The organism is Acinetobacter sp. MD2 (assembly GCF_035615575.1).
Lineage (GTDB): Bacteria > Pseudomonadota > Gammaproteobacteria > Pseudomonadales > Moraxellaceae > Acinetobacter.
In genome coordinates this window covers 87132-106691 of record NZ_VTDK01000004.1, presented here as the reverse complement: position 1 = coordinate 106691, position 19560 = coordinate 87132, and the positions used below count along the sequence as shown (strand labels likewise).

General features: G+C 41.4%; 17 protein-coding genes and 1 pseudogene. 8 read left to right on the top strand and 10 right to left on the bottom strand.

Going from position 1 to position 19560, the window contains the following annotated elements; translation table 11 throughout:
- Positions 1-110 precede the first annotated feature (110 nt).
- The 3 genes from FXN70_RS07115 (at position 111) to FXN70_RS07105 (ending at position 2684) form a co-directional block, all read left to right on the top strand.
- Positions 111-1061, top strand: a complete 951-nt coding sequence (locus tag FXN70_RS07115) for an NUDIX hydrolase (RefSeq protein ID WP_324646771.1) — start codon at positions 111-113, stop codon at positions 1059-1061.
- Between the two features lie 62 nt (positions 1062-1123).
- A complete protein-coding gene (gene nadC / locus FXN70_RS07110; protein ID WP_324646770.1) occupies positions 1124-1972 on the top strand; it encodes a carboxylating nicotinate-nucleotide diphosphorylase in 849 nt (282 codons plus the stop codon).
- A 199-nt stretch (positions 1973-2171) separates the two neighbouring features.
- Positions 2172-2684 (top strand): peroxiredoxin, encoded by a 513-nt coding sequence (locus FXN70_RS07105; protein WP_420714391.1) that lies wholly within the window; start codon positions 2172-2174, stop codon positions 2682-2684.
- Between the two features lie 65 nt (positions 2685-2749).
- On the opposite strand, the gene FXN70_RS07100 is transcribed toward FXN70_RS07105, so the two are convergent.
- The 7 genes from FXN70_RS07100 to FXN70_RS07070 form a co-directional block, all read right to left on the bottom strand.
- The gene (locus FXN70_RS07100; RefSeq protein ID WP_324646768.1) at positions 2750-3280 is read right to left on the bottom strand and encodes a YaeQ family protein; all 531 of its coding nucleotides are present in this window, start codon (positions 3278-3280) and stop codon (positions 2750-2752) included.
- A 163-nt stretch (positions 3281-3443) separates the two neighbouring features.
- Positions 3444-3908 (bottom strand): heteropolymeric bacterioferritin subunit Ftn, encoded by a 465-nt coding sequence (gene ftn, locus FXN70_RS07095; protein ID WP_324646767.1) that lies wholly within the window; start codon positions 3906-3908, stop codon positions 3444-3446.
- 322 nt (positions 3909-4230) lie between these two features.
- Complete coding sequence (gene ligA, locus FXN70_RS07090) at positions 4231-6267, bottom strand: NAD-dependent DNA ligase LigA (RefSeq protein WP_420714390.1); 2037 nt, start codon at positions 6265-6267, stop codon at positions 4231-4233.
- Between the two features lie 71 nt (positions 6268-6338).
- Positions 6339-7292, bottom strand: a complete 954-nt coding sequence (locus tag FXN70_RS07085) for a cell division protein ZipA C-terminal FtsZ-binding domain-containing protein (protein WP_324646766.1) — start codon at positions 7290-7292, stop codon at positions 6339-6341.
- 1 nt (position 7293) lies between these two features.
- Positions 7294-10743, bottom strand: a complete 3450-nt coding sequence (gene smc / locus FXN70_RS07080) for a chromosome segregation protein SMC (protein ID WP_324646765.1) — start codon at positions 10741-10743, stop codon at positions 7294-7296.
- 248 nt (positions 10744-10991) lie between these two features.
- The gene (locus FXN70_RS07075; RefSeq protein ID WP_324646764.1) at positions 10992-11528 is read right to left on the bottom strand and encodes a MepB family protein; all 537 of its coding nucleotides are present in this window, start codon (positions 11526-11528) and stop codon (positions 10992-10994) included.
- 14 nt (positions 11529-11542) lie between these two features.
- The gene (locus FXN70_RS07070) at positions 11543-12346 is read right to left on the bottom strand and encodes a sulfite exporter TauE/SafE family protein (RefSeq protein ID WP_324646763.1); all 804 of its coding nucleotides are present in this window, start codon (positions 12344-12346) and stop codon (positions 11543-11545) included.
- 29 nt (positions 12347-12375) lie between these two features.
- Between FXN70_RS07070 and FXN70_RS07065 the strand changes: the two genes are divergently transcribed.
- Positions 12376-13134 carry a biotin--[acetyl-CoA-carboxylase] ligase gene (locus FXN70_RS07065; RefSeq protein ID WP_420714383.1) on the top strand — a complete coding sequence of 253 codons (759 nt, stop codon included), beginning with the start codon at positions 12376-12378 and terminating at the stop codon, positions 13132-13134.
- Between the two features lie 3 nt (positions 13135-13137).
- Positions 13138-13863 (top strand): type III pantothenate kinase, encoded by a 726-nt coding sequence (locus tag FXN70_RS07060; RefSeq protein ID WP_324646761.1) that lies wholly within the window; start codon positions 13138-13140, stop codon positions 13861-13863.
- On the opposite strand, the gene FXN70_RS07055 is transcribed toward FXN70_RS07060, so the two are convergent.
- Both FXN70_RS07055 and ffh read right to left on the bottom strand, forming a co-directional pair.
- Entirely contained in the window at positions 13845-14234 is a 390-nt protein-coding gene (locus tag FXN70_RS07055; protein WP_324646760.1) for a tautomerase family protein, read from the bottom strand. The genes FXN70_RS07060 and FXN70_RS07055 overlap by 19 nt on opposite strands.
- A 52-nt stretch (positions 14235-14286) precedes the next feature.
- Complete coding sequence (ffh, locus tag FXN70_RS07050) at positions 14287-15693, bottom strand: signal recognition particle protein (RefSeq protein ID WP_324646759.1); 1407 nt, start codon at positions 15691-15693, stop codon at positions 14287-14289.
- A 144-nt stretch (positions 15694-15837) separates the two neighbouring features.
- Here ffh and FXN70_RS07045 point away from each other — a divergent pair, with 144 nt between their 5' ends.
- The 3 genes from FXN70_RS07045 (at position 15838) to FXN70_RS07035 (ending at position 19196) form a co-directional block, all read left to right on the top strand.
- Complete coding sequence (locus FXN70_RS07045; protein ID WP_324646758.1) at positions 15838-16644, top strand: cytochrome C assembly family protein; 807 nt, start codon at positions 15838-15840, stop codon at positions 16642-16644.
- A 388-nt stretch (positions 16645-17032) separates the two neighbouring features.
- On the top strand, positions 17033-18085 hold the full coding sequence (locus FXN70_RS07040) for a linear amide C-N hydrolase (RefSeq protein WP_324646757.1): 1053 nt from the start codon (positions 17033-17035) through the stop codon (positions 18083-18085).
- 178 nt (positions 18086-18263) lie between these two features.
- Positions 18264-19196: a tRNA dihydrouridine synthase gene (locus tag FXN70_RS07035; RefSeq protein WP_324646756.1), complete on the top strand. Its 933-nt coding sequence runs from the start codon at positions 18264-18266 to the stop codon at positions 19194-19196.
- Here FXN70_RS07035 and FXN70_RS07030 read toward each other — a convergent pair.
- A pseudogene (locus FXN70_RS07030) lies at positions 19168-19479 on the bottom strand (LysR substrate-binding domain-containing protein); the annotation flags it as partial. The gene FXN70_RS07035 and the pseudogene FXN70_RS07030 sit on opposite strands and share 29 nt — an antisense overlap.
- Positions 19480-19560: the final 81 nt, after the last annotated feature.

The following is a 19560-nucleotide window of genomic DNA, read 5'->3' as shown; positions in this document are numbered from 1 at the left end:
ATAATAAAGATCAAAAAGATATAAATTTAGACCGAATTATTTGCCAATTTTTTGCTTTATGATTGGTTTTGCATACAATAATCACGACACGAATAAAGATATGATGACACATGCAGCCACAGGCAAATTTAGGGCTTAATACTTCTCAAGAAACCGCAACAGAATTGGTTGCCGTTTTAATTGCCGTCACCGATTTTTCAGCACGCGTGCTGACCATTCAAGATGGCAATTTATTACCTTCTGGCTCACTTACGCCTATACACCACTCATTACAAGCAGGCGCACGAACTTGGGTACAGCAACAAACTGAACAACCTTTGGGCTATATGGAACAACTATATACTTTTGTCGATATTAATCGCTCAAAAAAAATAGGACATCCTGTTGTTTATATTAGTTATTTAGGTTTAGTCAAAGAAGCTGAGGAGGAGGATTTAAAACTTGCTGCTAAGTGGCAAGATTGGTATGACTATTTCCCATGGGAAAATTTAAAATATCCTAAAACTGCTGATATTACTCAACAAATTTTACCACACATCCAAAATTGGGTCGACTCAGCAGCATCGCCAAGCATTCGCCATATGCGTCAACAACGCATGAATTTATGTTGGGCTTTAAATGGTTTTACATGGCATGAAGAAAATACTCTACTGCGTTATGAGCTGTTGTATGAAGTTGGACTAATTCCTGAATCACCTTATTTTTCCAGTCAACTACCCGAGCAAATTGTCGGTAAAGCCATGCATAATCATCACCGCCGTGTGCTGGCGACAGCCATGTCGCGGCTACGGGCTAAAATGCAATATCGTCCTGTTATTTTTGAAGTCATGCCACCTGAATTTACCTTGTTTCAATTACAACAAAGCATTGAAGCATTAAGTGGAGTGGAATTACATAAGCAAAATTTTCGCCGCTTAATTCACAACCAAAACTTGGTTGAAGCAACAGGCAAAGAATCAATACCTGAGCGTGGACGGCCTGCGCAGTTATATCGCTTTAAATCGGATGTGCTACAAGAAAGTTTACTTTCGGGGTATAAGCTACCCACCGTAAATAATTAGCATTTGCCTAATTCACACCCATCAATATATACTCTTTTTGAGTATATATTAAGGAGCGCATCATGCGCTATGCATTACCAGATATTTTAATTTTACCTCTGGTTCAATCTGCATTAAGGGAAGACTTAGGACGACGCGGAGATATCACCTCTGAAGCCGTGATTGATGCTGAACAAACCACACAATTACATATTGTGGCCCGTGCGGCAGGTATTTTATGTGGCATTCAACTTGCTCGTCTGTCATTTAACCTGCTAGATGCAAATACTGTCTTTTCAGCTCACAAACAAGATGGCGATGTATTGCAACAAGGCGACATTATCGCCAGTATTCAAGGCAATGCCCGCGCTATTTTAAGTGCAGAACGCACCGCTTTAAACTTTCTGACACACTTAAGTGGTATTGCCACCACTACCCACAATATTCAAAGCCGTTTGGCACATACCCAAGCGCAGCTGACCTGTACCCGAAAAACCATTCCTGGTTTGCGGGACCTGCAAAAATATGCCGTACGCGTTGGCGGTGGGCGCAATCATCGCATGGGTTTAGATGATGCGATTTTAATTAAAGATAACCATATTGCCTTGGCAGGTGGAGATATCGGCTTAACCCTACAACGGGCAAAAAATTACGCAGGACATTTAATTCCCATTGAAGTCGAAGTCGATACGCTTGAACAACTTGCGGCGGTACTTGCCGAAGGTGTGAACTTGGTTTTATTGGACAATATGTCGCTCGATCAGCTCAGAACTGCGGTTTTAATGTGCCAAGGACGTGCCAAAACTGAAGCATCGGGTGGAATTAGTCCTGAAACGGCCGCAGCCATTGCAGAAACAGGGGTGGATTTTCTTGCACTTGGCTATGTCACCCATAGCGCACGCTACCTCGACATTGGTTTAGATTATTTATAAGGTTATGAATCGGCCTTTTGCATCTTGGCTTTACTTGATTTTTCATCTTAATCCATCTACTGATGCAAAAGGCAATACTGTAACACAGGCAAAAATGAGCAGATACTTTGTACTTTCGCTACAATAATGCTTTCACGGTTCTGGAGTTTTTCAGATGTACTTCTCTTTTTTTATTCGCCTAAGCTTGTGTACCCTGCTCATGACAACAAGCATTGGGCTAACGCAAGCCAACACCACCATGCTGATAAACAATAATAATTTACAAAAACAATGGGTTGGAACACAAGCACCAGCATTTAAGTTACAAGACCAAAACGGGAACTGGCATCAACTCAGCCAATATCAAGGCAAATGGGTGGTGCTGTATTTTTATCCTAAAGATAATTCACCGGGTTGCACCCAAGAAGCCCAAAAATTTAAAGCACTTTATCCACAATTTTTACAACAAAATGCCGTTGTATTGGGGGTAAGTTTAGATGATGTCACATCACATCAGAAATTCTCAGCAAAATTAAGCTTACCTTTTCCAATTTTGGCCGACTCACAGCAAAAACTGGCTGAACAATTTGGCATTGTCAGAAGTTTAGGGTTTATCCATTTTGCAAAAAGAGAAAGCTTTTTAATTGACCCAAATGGCGTAATTGTCTATCACTACAACAGTGTCGACACTCAAACGCATGCCGAGCAAGTCTTGGCAGATATTCAAAATTAGCCAAGTCACATTAAATAAAATTCAATCATCAAGCCATAATGTGGCTTGATGATCCGATTCGGTCATTATTGCAATTGTTCCCACTCAATCACCGCTTGCCCATTGTCACCAAGCAATGTCCACTCACCATCCATCACGTTTAATTGTAACTGCATAGTTCTGGCACATAAGTTTTGAATCTCTAAAGTTGTTTGTTCAGACAAACGCCAAACTTCAACATTCTTTAAGTTTTTCAGCTTACTACTACGTTTATACCATTCTGCAACCGCACCACCATAACTAATCACCGCAACTTTTGGGCAACGTGCGCTGGCTTTCTTGACTTTATCTTCATCAGGGCAACCCACTTCAATCCATTGTTCTAATTGCCCTGTTAAGTCTTTTTGCCACAGTGCAGGTTCATCGGTTTCAAATAAATCTTTAGTAAATTCAAGTGACTCATCGGCAAAACGTGCAAATGCTAAAATACGTACCATCAAACGCTCAATGGTTTCTGAAGGATGTAAAGCCATCGTCAATTGGTAGTCTGCATATTGATGCGTGTCCATATTGGCAATGTTCAATTCTGCTTTGTAAATGGTTGCTTTTAACGCCATGGGTCGCTGTCCTCAAATTTCGGGCTAGCTTAGCTTTTTTTATCGGCTTTTACTATTTTTTCTCTATATGATGGATAAATTCAGCGCATTTGCAATGCCAGATGAATCTCAGCCATAAAAAAGCAGCCGATAGGACGGCTGCTTTTACTTGCAAATTTGCGGCTTACATTTGCGATTGAATGAAATTTGGTAAGCCAATCAATTCAATTAAACGTAATTGTTTTTCTAACCAATAGGTATGGTCTTCTTCGGTGTCTGACAATTGTTGACGTAGCATGTCACGGCTAATAAAGTCGCCTTTTTCTTCGCACAATTGAATGCCTTTGGCTAATTTCGCACGAACATCATATTCAAGGGCTAAGTCTGCTTTTAAGCAGCTCACCACATCTGTTCCAACATCAATATCTTCACGGTTCATATTCGGCGTGCCTTCTAAGAACAGAACACGGCGAATAATCGCATCGGCATGCATCGCTTCTTCTTGCATTTCATGGTCGATACGTTCGTAAATTTTGCTTAAGCCCCAATCTTCATACATACGAGAATGAATGAGATATTGATCACGCGCAGCCAGTTCGCCACCGATCAGCATATTAAGATAGTCAATGACTTCAGGATTACCACGCATAATTATTCTCCTCTTTGAATGGGGCTATTATGCTTTGATTTTATACATTTTGCAAAAGTTATATTTTATTAAGTTTATGATTTTTATCAAATTAAAATGATAACCATACCCATTACCAATACGGTTTTAGTCTTTTTTAAATAAAAAAGAAGCCCTTAACACCAATTAAAGGCTTCTTTTAATGATTTAGATATCGATGAAACTAGCCTATAAATTTGTAACCAAAATCATCTATCGGCATCTTGCATAATAAGTCACGCCTTCTTTCTTTTTCTCCGAGAAAGAGAAAAAATGAATTTATGCAAGAAGCCGAACAATTAAGTTAAGAGGTTTGTCCATAACCTGCCATCAGTTCAATAAACTCAGCTTCAGAAATAACTGAAACTCCTAACTTTTCTGCCTTTTCAAGCTTAGAACCAGCTTTTTCACCTGCCACGACACATTTGGTTTTACTTGACACACTGCCACTCACACGCGCACCTAAAGCCTGTAACATTTGCGTGGCTTGGTCACGATTGAGCTGTGCTAATGTGCCTGTTAACACCCAACTTTCACCATTTAATGGCTGACGGCTTGGTGCAGTAGGTGCATCCCAATGAATACCTGTAGCAATCAGCCGATCGACCACTTCTACATTATGTTTGGCTTGGAAAAAATCGATAATCCATTCTGCGGTAATATCACCGACATCGGGCGTTTTCTTTAACTCATCGATATTTGCTTGGCGTAGTGCATCTAAAGTTTGGAAAGTTGTTGCTAGCATACGTGCGGTGGTCTCCCCAACCCCACGAATGCCAAGCGCATAAATAAAGCGTGCCAAGGTGGTTTTTTTGCTACCATCAATCGCATCAATCAGGTTTTGTACTGATTTTTCACCCATTTTCTCAATGCCGAGTAATTTTTCTCGGTGGGCATACAACTGATAAATATCAGAAATATCATTGAGCAAATTTAAATGTAACAGAGATTCTGCCCAACGATCTCCCAAGCCTTCAATATCCATGGCTTTACGTGACACAAAATGCCGAATTGCCTCAATGCGCTGTGCCGCACAGTATAAACCACCCGAACAACGCGCCAAAGCTTCACCTTCAGGCATAACAACAGGTGAATCGCATACAGGACAATGCGTCGGTAAAAATACCCGAATCGCATCATCAGGACGCACCGCTGCCCACACACGCTCCACTTTTGGAATCACATCACCACTACGATAAACACTGACCTGATCTTTAATATGAATATCTAAACGATGAATTTCGCCAATGTTGTGTAACGTTACATTCGATACAGTCACCCCGCCCACCAACACTGGTTTTAAACGTGCTACAGGGGTTAAAATTCCGGTACGTCCCACTTGCCAGTCAATATTTTCAATTGTGGTTAACGCAATTTCGGCAGGGAATTTATAAGCAGTTGCCCAACGTGGCTCACGACTTAAAAAGCCCAATTGTTGTTGCTGTTTTAAGTCATCGACTTTAATCACCATACCATCAATTTCAACGGCTAAGTCAGGGCGTTCTTGCTGAATTTGTTCATATTTTTGTTGTACGTCTTGAATCGACTCACATAAAAATTGACGTGGGGCAATGGCAAAGCCAAATTGGGTTAGCCACTGTAAACTTTGGTGCATACTGTTCAATTCGTGTGTAGGCACACACTGTGCAATACCATACGCATAAAAAGCCAGTGGACGTGACGCTGCAATTTCAGGGTCAAGCTGTCTTAAACTGCCTGCAGCGGCATTACGTGGATTGGCAAAAATTTTATCGCCTTTGGCTTCTTGCTCGGCATTTAAACGCTCAAATCCTGATTTTGGGATTAAAACCTCACCACGCACCTCTAATAAAGCAGGCACTTGTCCGTTTGGGTTTGATAAAATTTTAGGTAAGTTGCGAATGGTTTTCACATTTTGAGTAATATCTTCACCCATTTCACCATCGCCACGGGTCACACCACGCACCAATACGCCCTGCTCGTACCACAACGAAATCGCCAAGCCATCCAACTTTAATTCAACATCATACTGAACCTGTTGATTCGGTAGACGTTCTTCTACTCGGCGGGCAAAGGCAAATAAATCTTCTTGGTTAAAAACATTGCCAAGTGACAGCATTGGCACAGCATGAGTCACCGTTTCAAACTTAGACAATGGCGTGCCACCAACCCGTAGCGTTGGCGTATCGGCTTGTACCATGTCAGGATGCTCGGCTTCCAAAGCCTTTAACTGATGAAACAATTGATCATATTCAGCATCGCTAATGCTCGGTTGATCCATAACATAATAGGCATGGTTATGCTGTGCAAGCAGTTGAATCAATTGTCGCATCTGTGCAACCACTACTGCTGTATCCACCATCATTCATTTTCACCATATAAAAGGGCGGATCGACTCCGCCCTATATTTTTAAACAATTCTTTCAATTCAACTTAGACCAAAGCAGCCTGTGGCTGTGGCTTATAATCAATCACTTGATGACGCCAATGCTCTTTCAATTGCTGTGTCAGTTCACAGCTATTTTCATCAAACACTTTACCATCAATATCACGTGCGATTAAGCCCGCAATACTCACCATCATGTCAAAACCAGTTTGCGCATGTACGTTTGGCAGCGCCAAAAAGAATGATAAACCTTGTACTTGCTCAGCCGATAAAGTTTCAAGGTCAAAACCCGATGGGCCTTCATCGGTCATCCGCAATACTGAAAACATCAGAGGACTAACTTCATCGGTATTTTCATAACGATGAAAACATGACAACTCACCAAAACGTAAGCCATATTTAAGCAACACTTTTAAGGCTTTATCGCCCGATAATACTTTGCGCGGGTTTGGAAATACATTTAATGCAATAATATATTCAGCTTTCGACAATGCACTTTCATCGTCATAGCATTGTTGCTCATGCAAATGTAAATCTAAAATCGAGCTTTCTTCTTCAAAAGCTGCAATTTCAGCGGTTTGCATGTCAGTATTTAAACCTAAATCTAGATGTGGTTTTTCCTCTTCTACAATTTCTTTCTCTGTAGTACTAGCTTCAGATTTGACTGCTACATCTTCTTCCTTCAACTTCTCGCTTGGCTGCTCAGCAACCAGTGCTTCAACAGAAGTCGTTTCTGCCGTTTGCGCTAACGTTTTTTCAACCGTTTCAACTGAAGCAACCGTTGGTTCACTCTCAATCGCGACAACAGCATCTGCCTGCGATGCTTGCATTAATTGATCACGCACAAACCGAGGAATAATCGGTTGATTGGTTTCAGGGTTAATATGTAATTCTGATTCGAGTGACGGGACATATTCTTTTGGTTTTCTAAAGACTAAAACTAGACCAATTAGAATAATGATCACCGAGATAACAATACCTACAATGGTCGAGATTTCCATCTTATGACTCCACTAACCCATATTCTTTCGCGTCTTCTAAATTCACGCTTACAAGTTTCGATGCACCCGGTTCAGGCATAGTGACCCCTAATAAGTCGGTTGCCATCGTCATTGCAAGTTTATTATGTGTAATGTAAATGAATTGTACCTGTTCGGAAAGTTCTTTTACCAAATTACAAAAACGCTGCACATTGGCATCATCTAAAGGTGCATCGACTTCGTCTAAAACACAAAATGGTGCAGGGTTTAAACGAAAAATTGCAAATACCAATGCCAAAGCAGTTAACGCTTTTTCGCCACCCGACAACAATGCCAAAGAACTATTACGTTTACCCGGTGGACGCGCCATTAATTTCACGCCAGACTGCCAATCGCCTTCTAAACTTAGACTTGCCTCACCACCATTAAATACCTTCGGAAATAACTGCTGCAATTCGGTATTAATCTGCTCAAAGGTGGTCATAAACAGCTTTTTTGTTTCTTGGTCGATACTTTGCATAGCCTGTTGCAGTTGCTCAACTGTATTTTCCAAGTCCTGCATTTGGTGGCTGAGTTCGCTATGCCTTGCCTCGACTTCTTGATATTCTGCCGATGCAGCTAAATTCACTGCACCTAATTTGGCAAATTTCTGCTGTGCAGTATTTAAACGTTGTTGATGTTCGGTTAAATCCAACTGCAACGCAGGCAATTCTTCTGCCTGTAATTCAGCTAACTGCTGTGCATAATGTTCTAGGTCTGACTTTGCCGCTTGCCAAGCCAAACGTTTTTGCTCAAGTTCAGCCCGTAATTGTTCATCTTGTTGCTGTAAAACATGGCGTTCATTGGTGAATTGCTGTTGCTGCGACTGCACTGTATTGAGCTGTTGTTGCCATTCATCCCATTTATACTGCAACTTTTCAGCCACTTTGGTCTGTTGCTCAAATTTCGTTAGCAAGCTTGGTAATTCGGCTTCAAGTGGATCGACATAGCTTTGTGCTATACCAATTTGCTGCTGCAACTGTTGCTGCTGCGTCTTTAAAAAGCTTTGGTCTTTTTCAAGCAACCCGACTTGCTGTTTTAACTGCGACAATTGCTGTTGGCTTTCATCTAAATGCTGTTGGCTAAATTGCTGTTTTTCTTGCTGTGCCATGACATGAGTTTCAAGCGTTTCAAGTGCAATTTGGCGCTGCTCATATTCAGGTAATAATTGTGCTAATTTAAACCCTAAGGCATGCAGGTCAATTTCCAAATCGTCCTTTTGCATGGCATCTTCTTCAAGCTGCATGTCTAACTGTTGTCGTTGTTGCTTGAGTTGTTGTTGCTGCAATGCAAATGCCTGATGGCGACTTTGCAGCCCTGCAAGCTGTACATCTACAGCTTGTTGCTGCTGCTGTTGGTGTTTTAATTGCTGTTTTAATTGCTGCTTTAATTGCTGCACACTGTGTACACGTTTCTCAAGCTCGGCAATCTGTTGCACCGCTTGGGTCAATTGCTGTTGCAACGGCATAAGTAGCTGTGCAATTTCATCCAACCGAACTTGATGGCTGAGCGCACCTTGCGCTGCCTGACTACTTTCGTCAAACAGTAAACCAATCACCCAGTCTGGCCCAACATGATAACCATCTAAAGTTAAAATACTCTGCCCTGCATTCAAATTACTTTGTAGCGCCAAAGCAAAATCTAAACTTGGGGCAAGCGCAACGTGCTGCCACAACGAAAGCTGTGGTTCAACAATCCATGTTGCTAGACTTGGCAAACCCACAACATCTACATTCGCTACAGAAGTTTGTACTTTTAATTGCCGTGCTTGTTCAGCTTGAAAACTCATCGATGATTCAAGCATCGATGCCGAAAGCCATTTGGCTAGAAATTTTTCGACTAAGCTTGCATGTGCTTTGGCTTGCGGCTGTAATTGTAACACTTGTAACAATTGCAACATCGGTTGGTGATTGGTCGGCAATTGTTGTGCCATCAATTGTTGTAGGTTTTTCTGTTCCCGTTGCAGCACCTGAATTTGCGTTTGAGTTTCGCCACGTTGTTGCTGCACGTCACGTAACTGCTGTTGCGTGGTATCCACTTGTTGCTCAGCATCGAGTAATTGCTGTTCTAGCTGTATGAGTGCCGTTTGTGCGTATTGTTGTGCCTGCACCAAATCGGCAACCTCATCCTCTGCCACTTGGGTACACACCTGTTGCTGCTGCATGGCTAGGGTTTCTTTTTGATGGTTTAAGCGCAATAAATTTTTCTGTAATTGCTCACTTTGCAACTGCATTTGGGCTTGCTTTTGGCGTTGCTGCTCGACTTGGGCTTTAATGCCTGTAAAGGCTTGTTCAGCTTGTTGATGCTGTAATTTTAAATCTCGGCCTTGTTGCACATCGTCCTGATTCGCACTTTCAAACTGACTCAGTTGTTGCTCAAGCTGTTGTTGCTGAGTGTATAAATCATCAAGTTGAATATCTATCAGTTGCAGGCGTTCTTTATTCTGCTGTTTTTGTGCCAAATGTTGGGTGAGCTGAGTGCTATTTTGTGCCAACATGGCTTGCTTTTGCTGCACGCTCATTTCAAGCGTAGCACGTTGTTTCTCTGCATTTTGCCATTCAAGCTGTAATGGCGATGATTGCTGAATTAAACGCTGAAATAACTGATTCGTCGAAGATAAATCATGCTCAAGTGTGGTTAACTCAGATCGTACATGCTTAAATGTCTCGCCTAAACTGTCCATTTGCACATGATATTCGTGTTGTAAATGCGTACTTTGCTGCGCTTGAAACGATAAAATTTCAATTTTTAAAGTACGAATTTGGCTTTCAAGTTCTTTATAATGAATCGCCGATTCTGCTTGGCGTTTTAGACTTTTTAACTGCCCATTGAGTTCATGTGCAATGTCTTCTAAACGCGATAAATTTTGCGTGGTATGTTCTAAATGTTGTAAGGTTTCACGACGGCGTGCTTGATAACGTGAAATTCCTGCGGCTTCTTCAATATACACCCGCATTTCTTCTGGTTTGGCATCGACAAGGCGGTTAATCATGCCTTGCTCAATAATGGCATATGAACGCGGCCCAAGCCCCGTGCCCAAGAAAATATCGGTAATATCACGGCGGCGACAACGTGTGCCATTTAAAAAATATTCAGACTTGCCTTCACGCGTAACCTGACGGCGTACGGCCAATTCGCTATAAGCATTATACTCACCACCCAATTTGCCGTAGGTATTTTCAAAACGGAGTTCTACACTGGCAACACCCACAGGTTTGCGCTTGGCTGTTCCTGTGAAAATGACATCCTGCATATTGCCACCACGCAGTTGCCGCGCGTTGGACTCTCCCATAACCCAACGCACAGCGTCAATCACATTCGATTTACCACAGCCATTTGGCCCAACAATTGCGCTTCTATTGGCTTTAAAATGTAAAGTGGTACTGTCGGCAAAAGATTTAAAGCCTGAAAGTTTTAAACTGCTTAAACGCATAATGTCCTAATTCACGAAAGCACACGCCGATTATTTTTAATCAAAAGTATCCAGAAAAAGATCATTTCGATCAAAATACAATCATCGATTGCTAAAAAGTATAAGTGGCAAGTGTCGGAAAAAATGCCCGATAAATAAAGTGGCTTGTTGCAATTTATTGCGCAAAATAACAGCAATTAGAAAGTATTTTCTGATTTCATCGCTATCACACGTACCATAATGAGCGTTTATACATTGCATTTGCCTATTCATCTGCACGTGAAAAATGACTGTGCTTTATTTAATCCGTTGGTTTCACTCAATGCTATAAAATGCTCACTTTGCCATTTTTGGCTGTGTATGGCTTGTTTGGCAGTTAATGATAACCACGGTTCGTAAAGGCGTAATGCTCGTTTACCCTCAATGCCATTTTGAGTAAAAACTTGATGCTGCACGAGTGTTGCCCGATCAAAGAAAAAATAGCCTGTATCGGTTTGATTGGCATTGGCAATGATGACACCATCAATACCATCCTGTTCATTGAAAGGTCTAATTGCTAAATTTGGCTGGTCACGTGTCCATAACGTCACAAAACCACCCAATTTAGTCGGGGTAATTTTGACTTGTCGAAACAGATATTTTTGACCTGCATACACAAAACTTAAACCCGCATATGCTGTTGCGCTCGCATCCAAACACAGATATTCAATCTCACCAAGCCCCAATGGCTCAAGCACAACACTATAAAGCTGTTTGAATGGGTCAAATTGAGAAGATAATGCTGCAAGCGCATCCAAAGTCATCATTCAATCGCTCATTTTTAAAAGAATATACCTTGGTAAATAAAATACGCGCCAATGCTACATAACAATGCACTAAAACATCTTTTTAGAACCGATGCAGGCAAAGCATGCGCAACTTTTGCCCCTAATTTAGCCGTAAGAAAGCTCATGCAACTAATTCCGAAAAAGGCATATAAATGCACATAGCCCCATGTATGTGGCAACTCTAAATTTGCTTCATGCCCAAAAAAGATAAAACCGAGTGCACCTGCCACTGCAATGGGAAAACCACATGCTGCCGAGGTCGCAACAGCCTTTTGCATCACCACACCATAATGGTTTAAATACGGCACGGTGAGTGAACCACCGCCAATACCAAAAATGGCGGATGCCGTGCCAATCACCCCACCGGCCATACCTTGCTGTAATGGAGATGGCAAGTGCTTTGAGGTGTCTACCGCAACATTTGCGCCTAAAAACATTCGTGATGCAACCCATATGGAAAATAAGCCAATCAGCAGTTGTAAGCTACGCCCCGACAAAATATGAGCAATCCCTGCACCTAAAAAAGAACCCACCACAAGCCCAGGTGCAAACCGCGCCACCACCGACCATAAAACCGCACCACGTTTATGGTGTGCCATAATCGAACTGACCGATGTCACCATAATGGTGGCCAGTGATGTTCCCACCGCCAAATGCATAATCACATCAGGTGCATACTGCTGTTGGCTAAACACTACATATAGCATTGGGATAATAATCAACCCACCACCGACACCAAATAGCCCTGCGGTAAAGCCTGCAATTGCACCGATAGCTAAATATATGATTAACTCCATATTAAATTTCCTTCACTATTTTAATGGATATGGATACTCAAACGCGCCAGTTACATCAATATCTTGAGCAAGCCAATTGCGTGCCTGATGTTATTTTATTAAAACAAAGTACCACTTCAACCAATGACGATCTACGTGAACTCGCAACGCAAGGCGTTCAAACGGCTTTAGTGTGTAGTGAAAGCCAAACCCAAGGTCGCGGACAACATAAACGGGCTTGGGTATCACCGCAAGGTAATATCTATTTTAGTTGCTTAATTCATACCAATAACGTGTTAGATGGCCGTCTAGCACTCGAAATTGCACTCAATTTAATCCACATGCCTATTTTTAAAGATTTAGAATTATCCATTAAATGGCCGAATGATTTATACAGTACACAAGGCAAATGGGGCGGTATTTTGGTTGAACCGTTATCCAACACCCAAGCAGTGATTGGCGTGGGCATCAATTTACGCTCGCAACCTGAATTGACCCAGCTTGATCAGCAAACTACCTCACTTGAAGAATTAGGTTTAACTGATGTGCCACGCCTTACCATGATTGGTGAAATATATAAAGCCATTCAACAAGCGGCTCAATGGTTTAACCATGGCAGCCCGAATCTTGCACAACGTTTTAATCATGTCGCGATCTTTAAAAATCAGCCGATTATTTTTGAACATCAAAATGGTCAAATAACAGGGCAATATTTAGGAATTCAAAATGATGGTGCGCTGCTGATTCAAACCGAAACAGAAATCGTTCATTTCTATCAAGGACGTTTGCGCCTTGCCAATAAAGGATAAAACATGCGCCAACTTTGGTTAGATTTGGGCAATACCCGACTTAAATATTGGATTACCGATACAGAACAATTGCTACAACACGGCGCAGAACTACATTTACAGTCCCCTGCCGACCTTTTACTGGGTTTAGTACATAGCTTTAAAACCATGCACATTGAAAAGATTGGTATTTCTTCGGTGTTAGATGCCACAAATAATGCGCGGGTTTGCAACATCTTAGCCTGCTTAAATGTACCAATTCAAATTGCTAAAGTGCATGCAGAATTTGCAGGCTTAAGTTGTGGTTATGATGAACCGAAACAGTTAGGGATTGACCGTTGGTTACAAGTACTTGCGGTGGCAAAACCTGAACAGAATTTTTGCGTTGTTGGCTGTGGCACAGCGCTCACTATCGATTTAACCCAAGGCATGCAGCATTTGGGCGGCTATATTTTGCCAAATTTATATTTACAGCGAGATGCGCTCATTCAAAACACCAAAGGCATTAAAATTCCCGACTCTGCTTTTGCTGAATTAACCCCAGGACGCAACACGGCAGATGGTGTGCATCATGGGATTTTACTCGGACTCATTAGCAGCATTGAGAAAACTTTGCAGCACACCCCACGCCAACTTATTTTAACGGGCGGCGATGCAGCATTATTTGCGCAGCATTTACAAGCCTACCAACCCAAAATTGAAACCGACTTACTGCTAAAAGGTTTGCAGCATTACACCGCGACCGTATAATTGAGTGCTAAATCCGGCGCATGTTGACCGCGAATGCCCCAATTTTCTTTTGGGGTTTCAAAAATGGTGATTTCCACACTATGCGGTGCAATGCCACAAGACGTCTCAATATTCTGAAAAATCAATTCAATCAGCTTCTTTTTAGCCAAATTACTACGCCCCTCAAACATTGAAAGTTCAATAATCAAATATTGGTCGGTTCGATCTTTAGGGTAAATAAAATCTTCGGCATCTAAAGCAATGAATCTTTGAAACTTCTTATCTGCTGGATAGGCCAAGGCATCCACCAAAGCTGAATGTACCGCATCAGAAATTTTTTCTCGGAACTGCGCCAATGTGGCTTTGAGCCCATATATTTTTATTTGTGACATTTTTAATTCCGTGCAATAAAAAAAGCGCTTGAACCTCAAGCGCTTTTTTATATTATTTCTTTTCATTGCTGCCAAATAAAGGCCCCATACCACCGCCGCCACCAAATTGTTTTTGCAAACCGCCCAGTGAACGCATCATTTTGCCAAGACCAGATGGATTGGCAAATTTCTTCATCATTTTGGCCATTTGCGCATGTTGCTTAATCAATTTATTGACTTCGGCAACATCCATACCACACCCTAAAGCAATACGCTTCTTACGACTTGGGTTCATTAAGTCGGGGTTACGTCGCTCTTTAATGGTCATCGATTGAATAATCGCTTCCATCTTTTTCACTTGTTTTTCAGGATTCGCTTGCTCAATCGCTTGCTGTAATCCTGCATTGCTCATGCCCGGCAACTTGTCTAAGAAACCCATCATGCCGCCCATTTTGTTCATTTGCTCGAACTGCATGAGCATATCTTCAAAGTTGAAGTTCCCGCCTTTTTGCAGTTTTTTCGCCATTTTTTCGGCTTTTTCTTTGTCGATTTTACGCTCAACTTCTTCGACCAAAGAAAGGACATCGCCCATACCCAAAATACGCTGTGCCACACGTTCAGGATGGAACGGCTCAAGCGCATCCAGCTTTTCGCCCATACCCAAGAACTTAATTGGCTTACCGGTAATCGCACGTACCGAAAGCGCTGCACCACCGCGTGCATCACCATCAGTTTTGGTTAAAATCACACCTGTTAATGCTAAAGCATCATTAAATGCTTTGGCGGTATTGGCAGCATCCTGACCGGTCATGGCATCGACCACGAACAAGGTTTCGGTTGGCTTAACCGCTGCATGCAAGGCTTTAATTTCATCCATCATGTCTTCATCGACATGCAAACGACCAGCGGTATCGACAATTAATACATCAGCAAATTTAATTTTTGCTTGTTCAATCGCACGATTGACAATATCAATTGGTTTTTCAGAAGGATCAGACAAAATAAAGTCTGCACCCACTTCTGCCGATACGGTTTGAAGCTGTTTAATCGCCGCAGGACGGTAAACGTCGGCAGACACCGTCATCACTTTTTTCTTTTGACGTTCGCTTAAAAAGCGTGCCAATTTAGCCGCAGTGGTGGTTTTACCCGCACCTTGTAAACCTGCAAGTAGAATAACAACAGGTGGTTTCGCTGCTAAATCTAAAGTTTCATTGGCCTCACCCATCATTTTGGTGAGTTCATCATGCACAATTTTTACGAAGGCTTGACCCGGTGAAAGTTGAGTCAACACTTCCTGCCCCAATGCCTGTTCCTTAACTTTCGCAATAAACTCGCGCGTTACAGGCAAGGCAACGTCTGCCTCTAAAAGTGCCATACGTACTTCACGTAGGGTATCTTTGATGTTGTCTTCGGTCAGTTGGCCTGTGCCAGTAACATTTCGTAGACTCTGCGTGAGTCGTTCGGTTAAGGTATCAAACATTGCAAATTCCGCTTAAAATGGTCTGTTGCAAAAAATCTTGCTTAAAAATAGAAAATTTATGCATATAATGCTATAGGATACTTGAGTTCAATTCAAAATTATATCGTATCGCATGAATATTCATTGCTCCAACACAGGTTTGACATGATCAGTCTCCCCTTGGTGTACACAATACTCGCATTAATCGCTTATACCACAGGGTTTTGGTATTCCTTTTTGCACCTTGTTGCTAAACGTGAACCCAATCGTTGGTTCATGGGTGTCATTTTAGCGATTGGCTTAAGTTTACATAGTATTGTTTTAAAACAAGACATGCTAACTCTACATGGCGTCAATTATGACGTTTTCAACCTGTTGTCGTTCACTTCGGGTTTAATGCTGTTATTAAGCTTAATCTATAGCAGCTATCGCCCTGTGACTGCCTTGAATTTAATTGGTATTCCTGTTGCGGCAACCGGTCTGATTTTTGGTTTTGCCTTTAGTCAGCCCAACCAATATGCCACCGAACACGCGCTTGGGTTAGATATTCACATTATCTTGTCTTTGTCGGCTTATGCGGTTTTGCTCATGGCGACCATTCACGCCATTTTAATGTGGTTACAAGACCGCGAACTGAAAAAGAAACAAAAACGCTTATGGGTCAACTTACTGCCACCGTTTCAGGTCATGGAATCGTTACTGTTCGATATGCTCATTACTGGCTTTATTACATTAAGTATTGCCTTGGTTTTTGGCTTTTTCATGGTCGATAATTTCTTAACCCAACATTTAGCCCATAAAACTGTGTTTAGCATTATTTCATGGTTTATTTACGGCACTTTGCTTATTGGTCATTTTAAATTTGGTTGGCGTGGGCAAAAAGCCATTCGTTTTACCCTCTTTGGCTTTTTCTTATTGGCACTGGGCTTTATTGGAAGTAAATTTGTATTGGAAATGATTTTAAGAAGATAAGTCTAACCACAAATCTACACGCGTTTTTGGATAATCAAATGCCTATTTTCATTTTTAGGACAAAAACGCGATTCCCCAAAGCATAAAAGCTCAAATATCGTGATTTTATTTACTATAGACATGACTACAGAACAGAACCCACACTAACCCTACTCCAAGATACAAAATATTACATCCTTTAAGTACCTATATTTATACACTCGATAACCATATAATTTTTTTAAAACAAAAACCTAAAACTCAAAATATCGTACCTTAAAAGAAAACTCACAATAGACAATATCATTCAGGAGAAAAATAAAACCAACCTTATGCTTTTTAAAAATATTTGCCTATATGTTTTGTTGATTAGCTTCAACAAGCGCACATTTACAGGATAACAAACATAATGAAATATCAATTTAAAACAATACTTTGTGCAGCTGCACTTTTAGTTTCATCTGATCTTGCTCTGGCATGTACACGTGTTGTTTATCTAGGTGATAATCAAACCGTTATGACGGCACGTTCAATGGACTGGAAATCTGACGTACAAACCAATTTATGGATTCTTCCGAACAAAGTCAAACGTACAGGTATGGCGGGGCCAAATTCGATTGAATGGACGTCAAAATATGGTAGCGTCGTGGCAACAGGCTATGATATTTCAACAACAGATGGCGTAAATGAAAAAGGCTTAGCAGCCAATTTATTGTGGTTGGTTGAATCTCAATACCCCAATAAAGCACAAGCGACGAAACCACCCTTAAGTATTTCGCTATGGGCACAATACGTTTTAGATAATTTTGCAACTGTGGATGAAGCCGTTACTGCTTTAGAAAAAGAACCGTTTACACTGGTTGTGGCTGCAATTCCTGGAGAAACCCGCTTAGCAACACTACATTTATCTATTTCTGACGCTTCTGGCGATAGTGCAATTATTGAATATATAAATGGAAAACAGGTCATTCATCATAGCCGTCATTATCAGGTAATGACCAACTCTCCAATTTTCGAACAACAGCTTGCACTGAATACCTACTGGCAACAAATTGGTGGCACAGTCATGCTGCCGGGTACAAATCGTGCCGCCGACCGCTTTGCACGTGCATCGTTTTATACCCATGCAATTCCTAAAAATGCCTCTTCCAAAGAAACGCTCGCAAGTGTTTTTAGTGTGATTCGAAATGCATCTGTTCCTTTTGGTTTAAATACCCCTGAAGAACCCAATATTTCCTCTACCCGTTGGCGCACGGTTGTCGATCATAAAAACAGACAATATTTCTTTGAATCGGCTGTCTCACCCAATGTTTTTTGGGTAGACTTAAAAGACATTAATTTTAATAACGGACAAACTTTAAAACTTGATCTCGGACCAAATCAAGAGAATATTTATTCGGCCAAAGCCAATAAATTCTTTAAAAAAACTGTACCTTTTAAATTTTTAGGCGTTCCAAATTAAATTCAAACATGGTTTGGTCTATGATATGACAATATTGTATGAACAATCATAGACCAATTCAGATAGCATGTTGAGTTATGCTCATTCTAGTTTTCGCATTTTAATAATCCATTTAACTTAACTAGACAATTCTTTTAAAAAACCGTATAACGCTTTTTTATTTAAGAGTAATGATACGTTGAAACTCATTCTTGCACCGATGGAAGGCTTAACTGATCCAATTATGCGTGATGTTCTAACGCATGTGGGGCGCTTCGACTGGTGTGTGACAGAGTTTATTCGTGTCACCGATAGCGTACTGCCTGAACATGTGTATGACAGCTATTGTCCCGAACTCAAAAACGGCGGTAAAACTTCCGCAGGCACACCTGTACATGTGCAATTTTTAGGCAACAATCCTGAAATGCTAGCAGCCAATGCTGTTCGCGCCGTTCAACTTGGCGCACCTGCTATCGACTTAAACTTTGGCTGCCCTGCAAAAACGGTTAATCGCCATCGTGGTGGCTCAATTTTACTCGATGAACCGGACGTTGTGCATGAGTTGGTTAAAGCTGTGCGTGATGCAGTACCTGAGCATATTCCTGTGTCAGCTAAAATGCGTTTAGGTTATTTAGATGAAAAACACACTTTAGACAATGCACTTGCCATTGAAGCGGCAGGGGCAAATTGGCTAACGGTACATGCCCGGACCAAAGCAGATGGCTATACCCCACCTGCGTATTGGGAAAAAATTCAACCCATTCGCGAAGCCATTAAAATTAATGTGATTGCCAACGGTGAAATTTGGAATACGCAGCATGCCAAAGATTGCCAATTACAATCAGGCTGTGACGATTTAATGCTTGGCCGTGGCGCAGTCACCACACCCGATTTAAGCCTGTGTATTTGGGAGAATGTGCATCATCCATTGCTAACTTGGCAAGACTTAGTCACATTGCAAATTCGCTTTTTAAATGGCAATTATAAAAAAGCCATGAATATGGTTGGGCGCTATAAACAGTGGCTCGGTATGATGAGCAAAGCCTATCCTGAAGCGAAACTGCTTTGGGATGAAGTGAAACGCATAAAAGACTTAAATGAGATTATTTTAAAGCTACAGCAGACGATATAGAAATCGCACACAAATATTCATCCACCTGTGCATGTAGCCATTGTAAAAATAAGCGCACTTCATCGGTGGATGGTTTTCCTTCAGGAACCACACTCCAATATGCCCAAGGATAAGGTACGGTAATCGCTGAAACTTGACGCAGCACGCCCTTTTGCACCAAATCAAAGACAATACTTTTACGCTCTAAAGCAATACATAATCCTCGGCGTAACATTTCAATCACCACATTCGAGTCATTGATTTGCATCAACTCGGTTGTTGGTAATGGCATTTTCGCTTTTTCACACCAATGAACCGTACCGGGTTTGTCGGAGACTCAATATTCTGAGAGAATGTTCCGATGAAAAAAACAAAACTATACTCC

What these genes read in the sequence shown, in the direction of transcription:
- FXN70_RS07115 (WP_324646771.1), top strand. Translation starts at nt 111, where the DNA reads ATGCAGCCACAGGCAAATTTAGGGCTTAATACTTCTCAAGAAACCGCA.
- nadC (WP_324646770.1), top strand. Translation starts at nt 1,124, where the DNA reads ATGCGCTATGCATTACCAGATATTTTAATTTTACCTCTGGTTCAATCT.
- FXN70_RS07105 (WP_420714391.1), top strand. Translation starts at nt 2,172, where the DNA reads ATGACAACAAGCATTGGGCTAACGCAAGCCAACACCACCATGCTGATA.
- FXN70_RS07100 (WP_324646768.1), bottom strand. Translation starts at nt 3,280, where the DNA reads ATGGCGTTAAAAGCAACCATTTACAAAGCAGAATTGAACATTGCCAAT.
- ftn (WP_324646767.1), bottom strand. Translation starts at nt 3,908, where the DNA reads ATGCGTGGTAATCCTGAAGTCATTGACTATCTTAATATGCTGATCGGT.
- ligA (WP_420714390.1), bottom strand. Translation starts at nt 6,267, where the DNA reads ATGGTGGATACAGCAGTAGTGGTTGCACAGATGCGACAATTGATTCAA.
- FXN70_RS07085 (WP_324646766.1), bottom strand. Translation starts at nt 7,292, where the DNA reads ATGGAAATCTCGACCATTGTAGGTATTGTTATCTCGGTGATCATTATT.
- smc (WP_324646765.1), bottom strand. Translation starts at nt 10,743, where the DNA reads ATGCGTTTAAGCAGTTTAAAACTTTCAGGCTTTAAATCTTTTGCCGAC.
- FXN70_RS07075 (WP_324646764.1), bottom strand. Translation starts at nt 11,528, where the DNA reads ATGATGACTTTGGATGCGCTTGCAGCATTATCTTCTCAATTTGACCCA.
- FXN70_RS07070 (WP_324646763.1), bottom strand. Translation starts at nt 12,346, where the DNA reads ATGGAGTTAATCATATATTTAGCTATCGGTGCAATTGCAGGCTTTACC.
- FXN70_RS07065 (WP_420714383.1), top strand. Translation starts at nt 12,376, where the DNA reads ATGGATACTCAAACGCGCCAGTTACATCAATATCTTGAGCAAGCCAAT.
- FXN70_RS07060 (WP_324646761.1), top strand. Translation starts at nt 13,138, where the DNA reads ATGCGCCAACTTTGGTTAGATTTGGGCAATACCCGACTTAAATATTGG.
- FXN70_RS07055 (WP_324646760.1), bottom strand. Translation starts at nt 14,234, where the DNA reads ATGTCACAAATAAAAATATATGGGCTCAAAGCCACATTGGCGCAGTTC.
- ffh (WP_324646759.1), bottom strand. Translation starts at nt 15,693, where the DNA reads ATGTTTGATACCTTAACCGAACGACTCACGCAGAGTCTACGAAATGTT.
- FXN70_RS07045 (WP_324646758.1), top strand. Translation starts at nt 15,838, where the DNA reads ATGATCAGTCTCCCCTTGGTGTACACAATACTCGCATTAATCGCTTAT.
- FXN70_RS07040 (WP_324646757.1), top strand. Translation starts at nt 17,033, where the DNA reads ATGAAATATCAATTTAAAACAATACTTTGTGCAGCTGCACTTTTAGTT.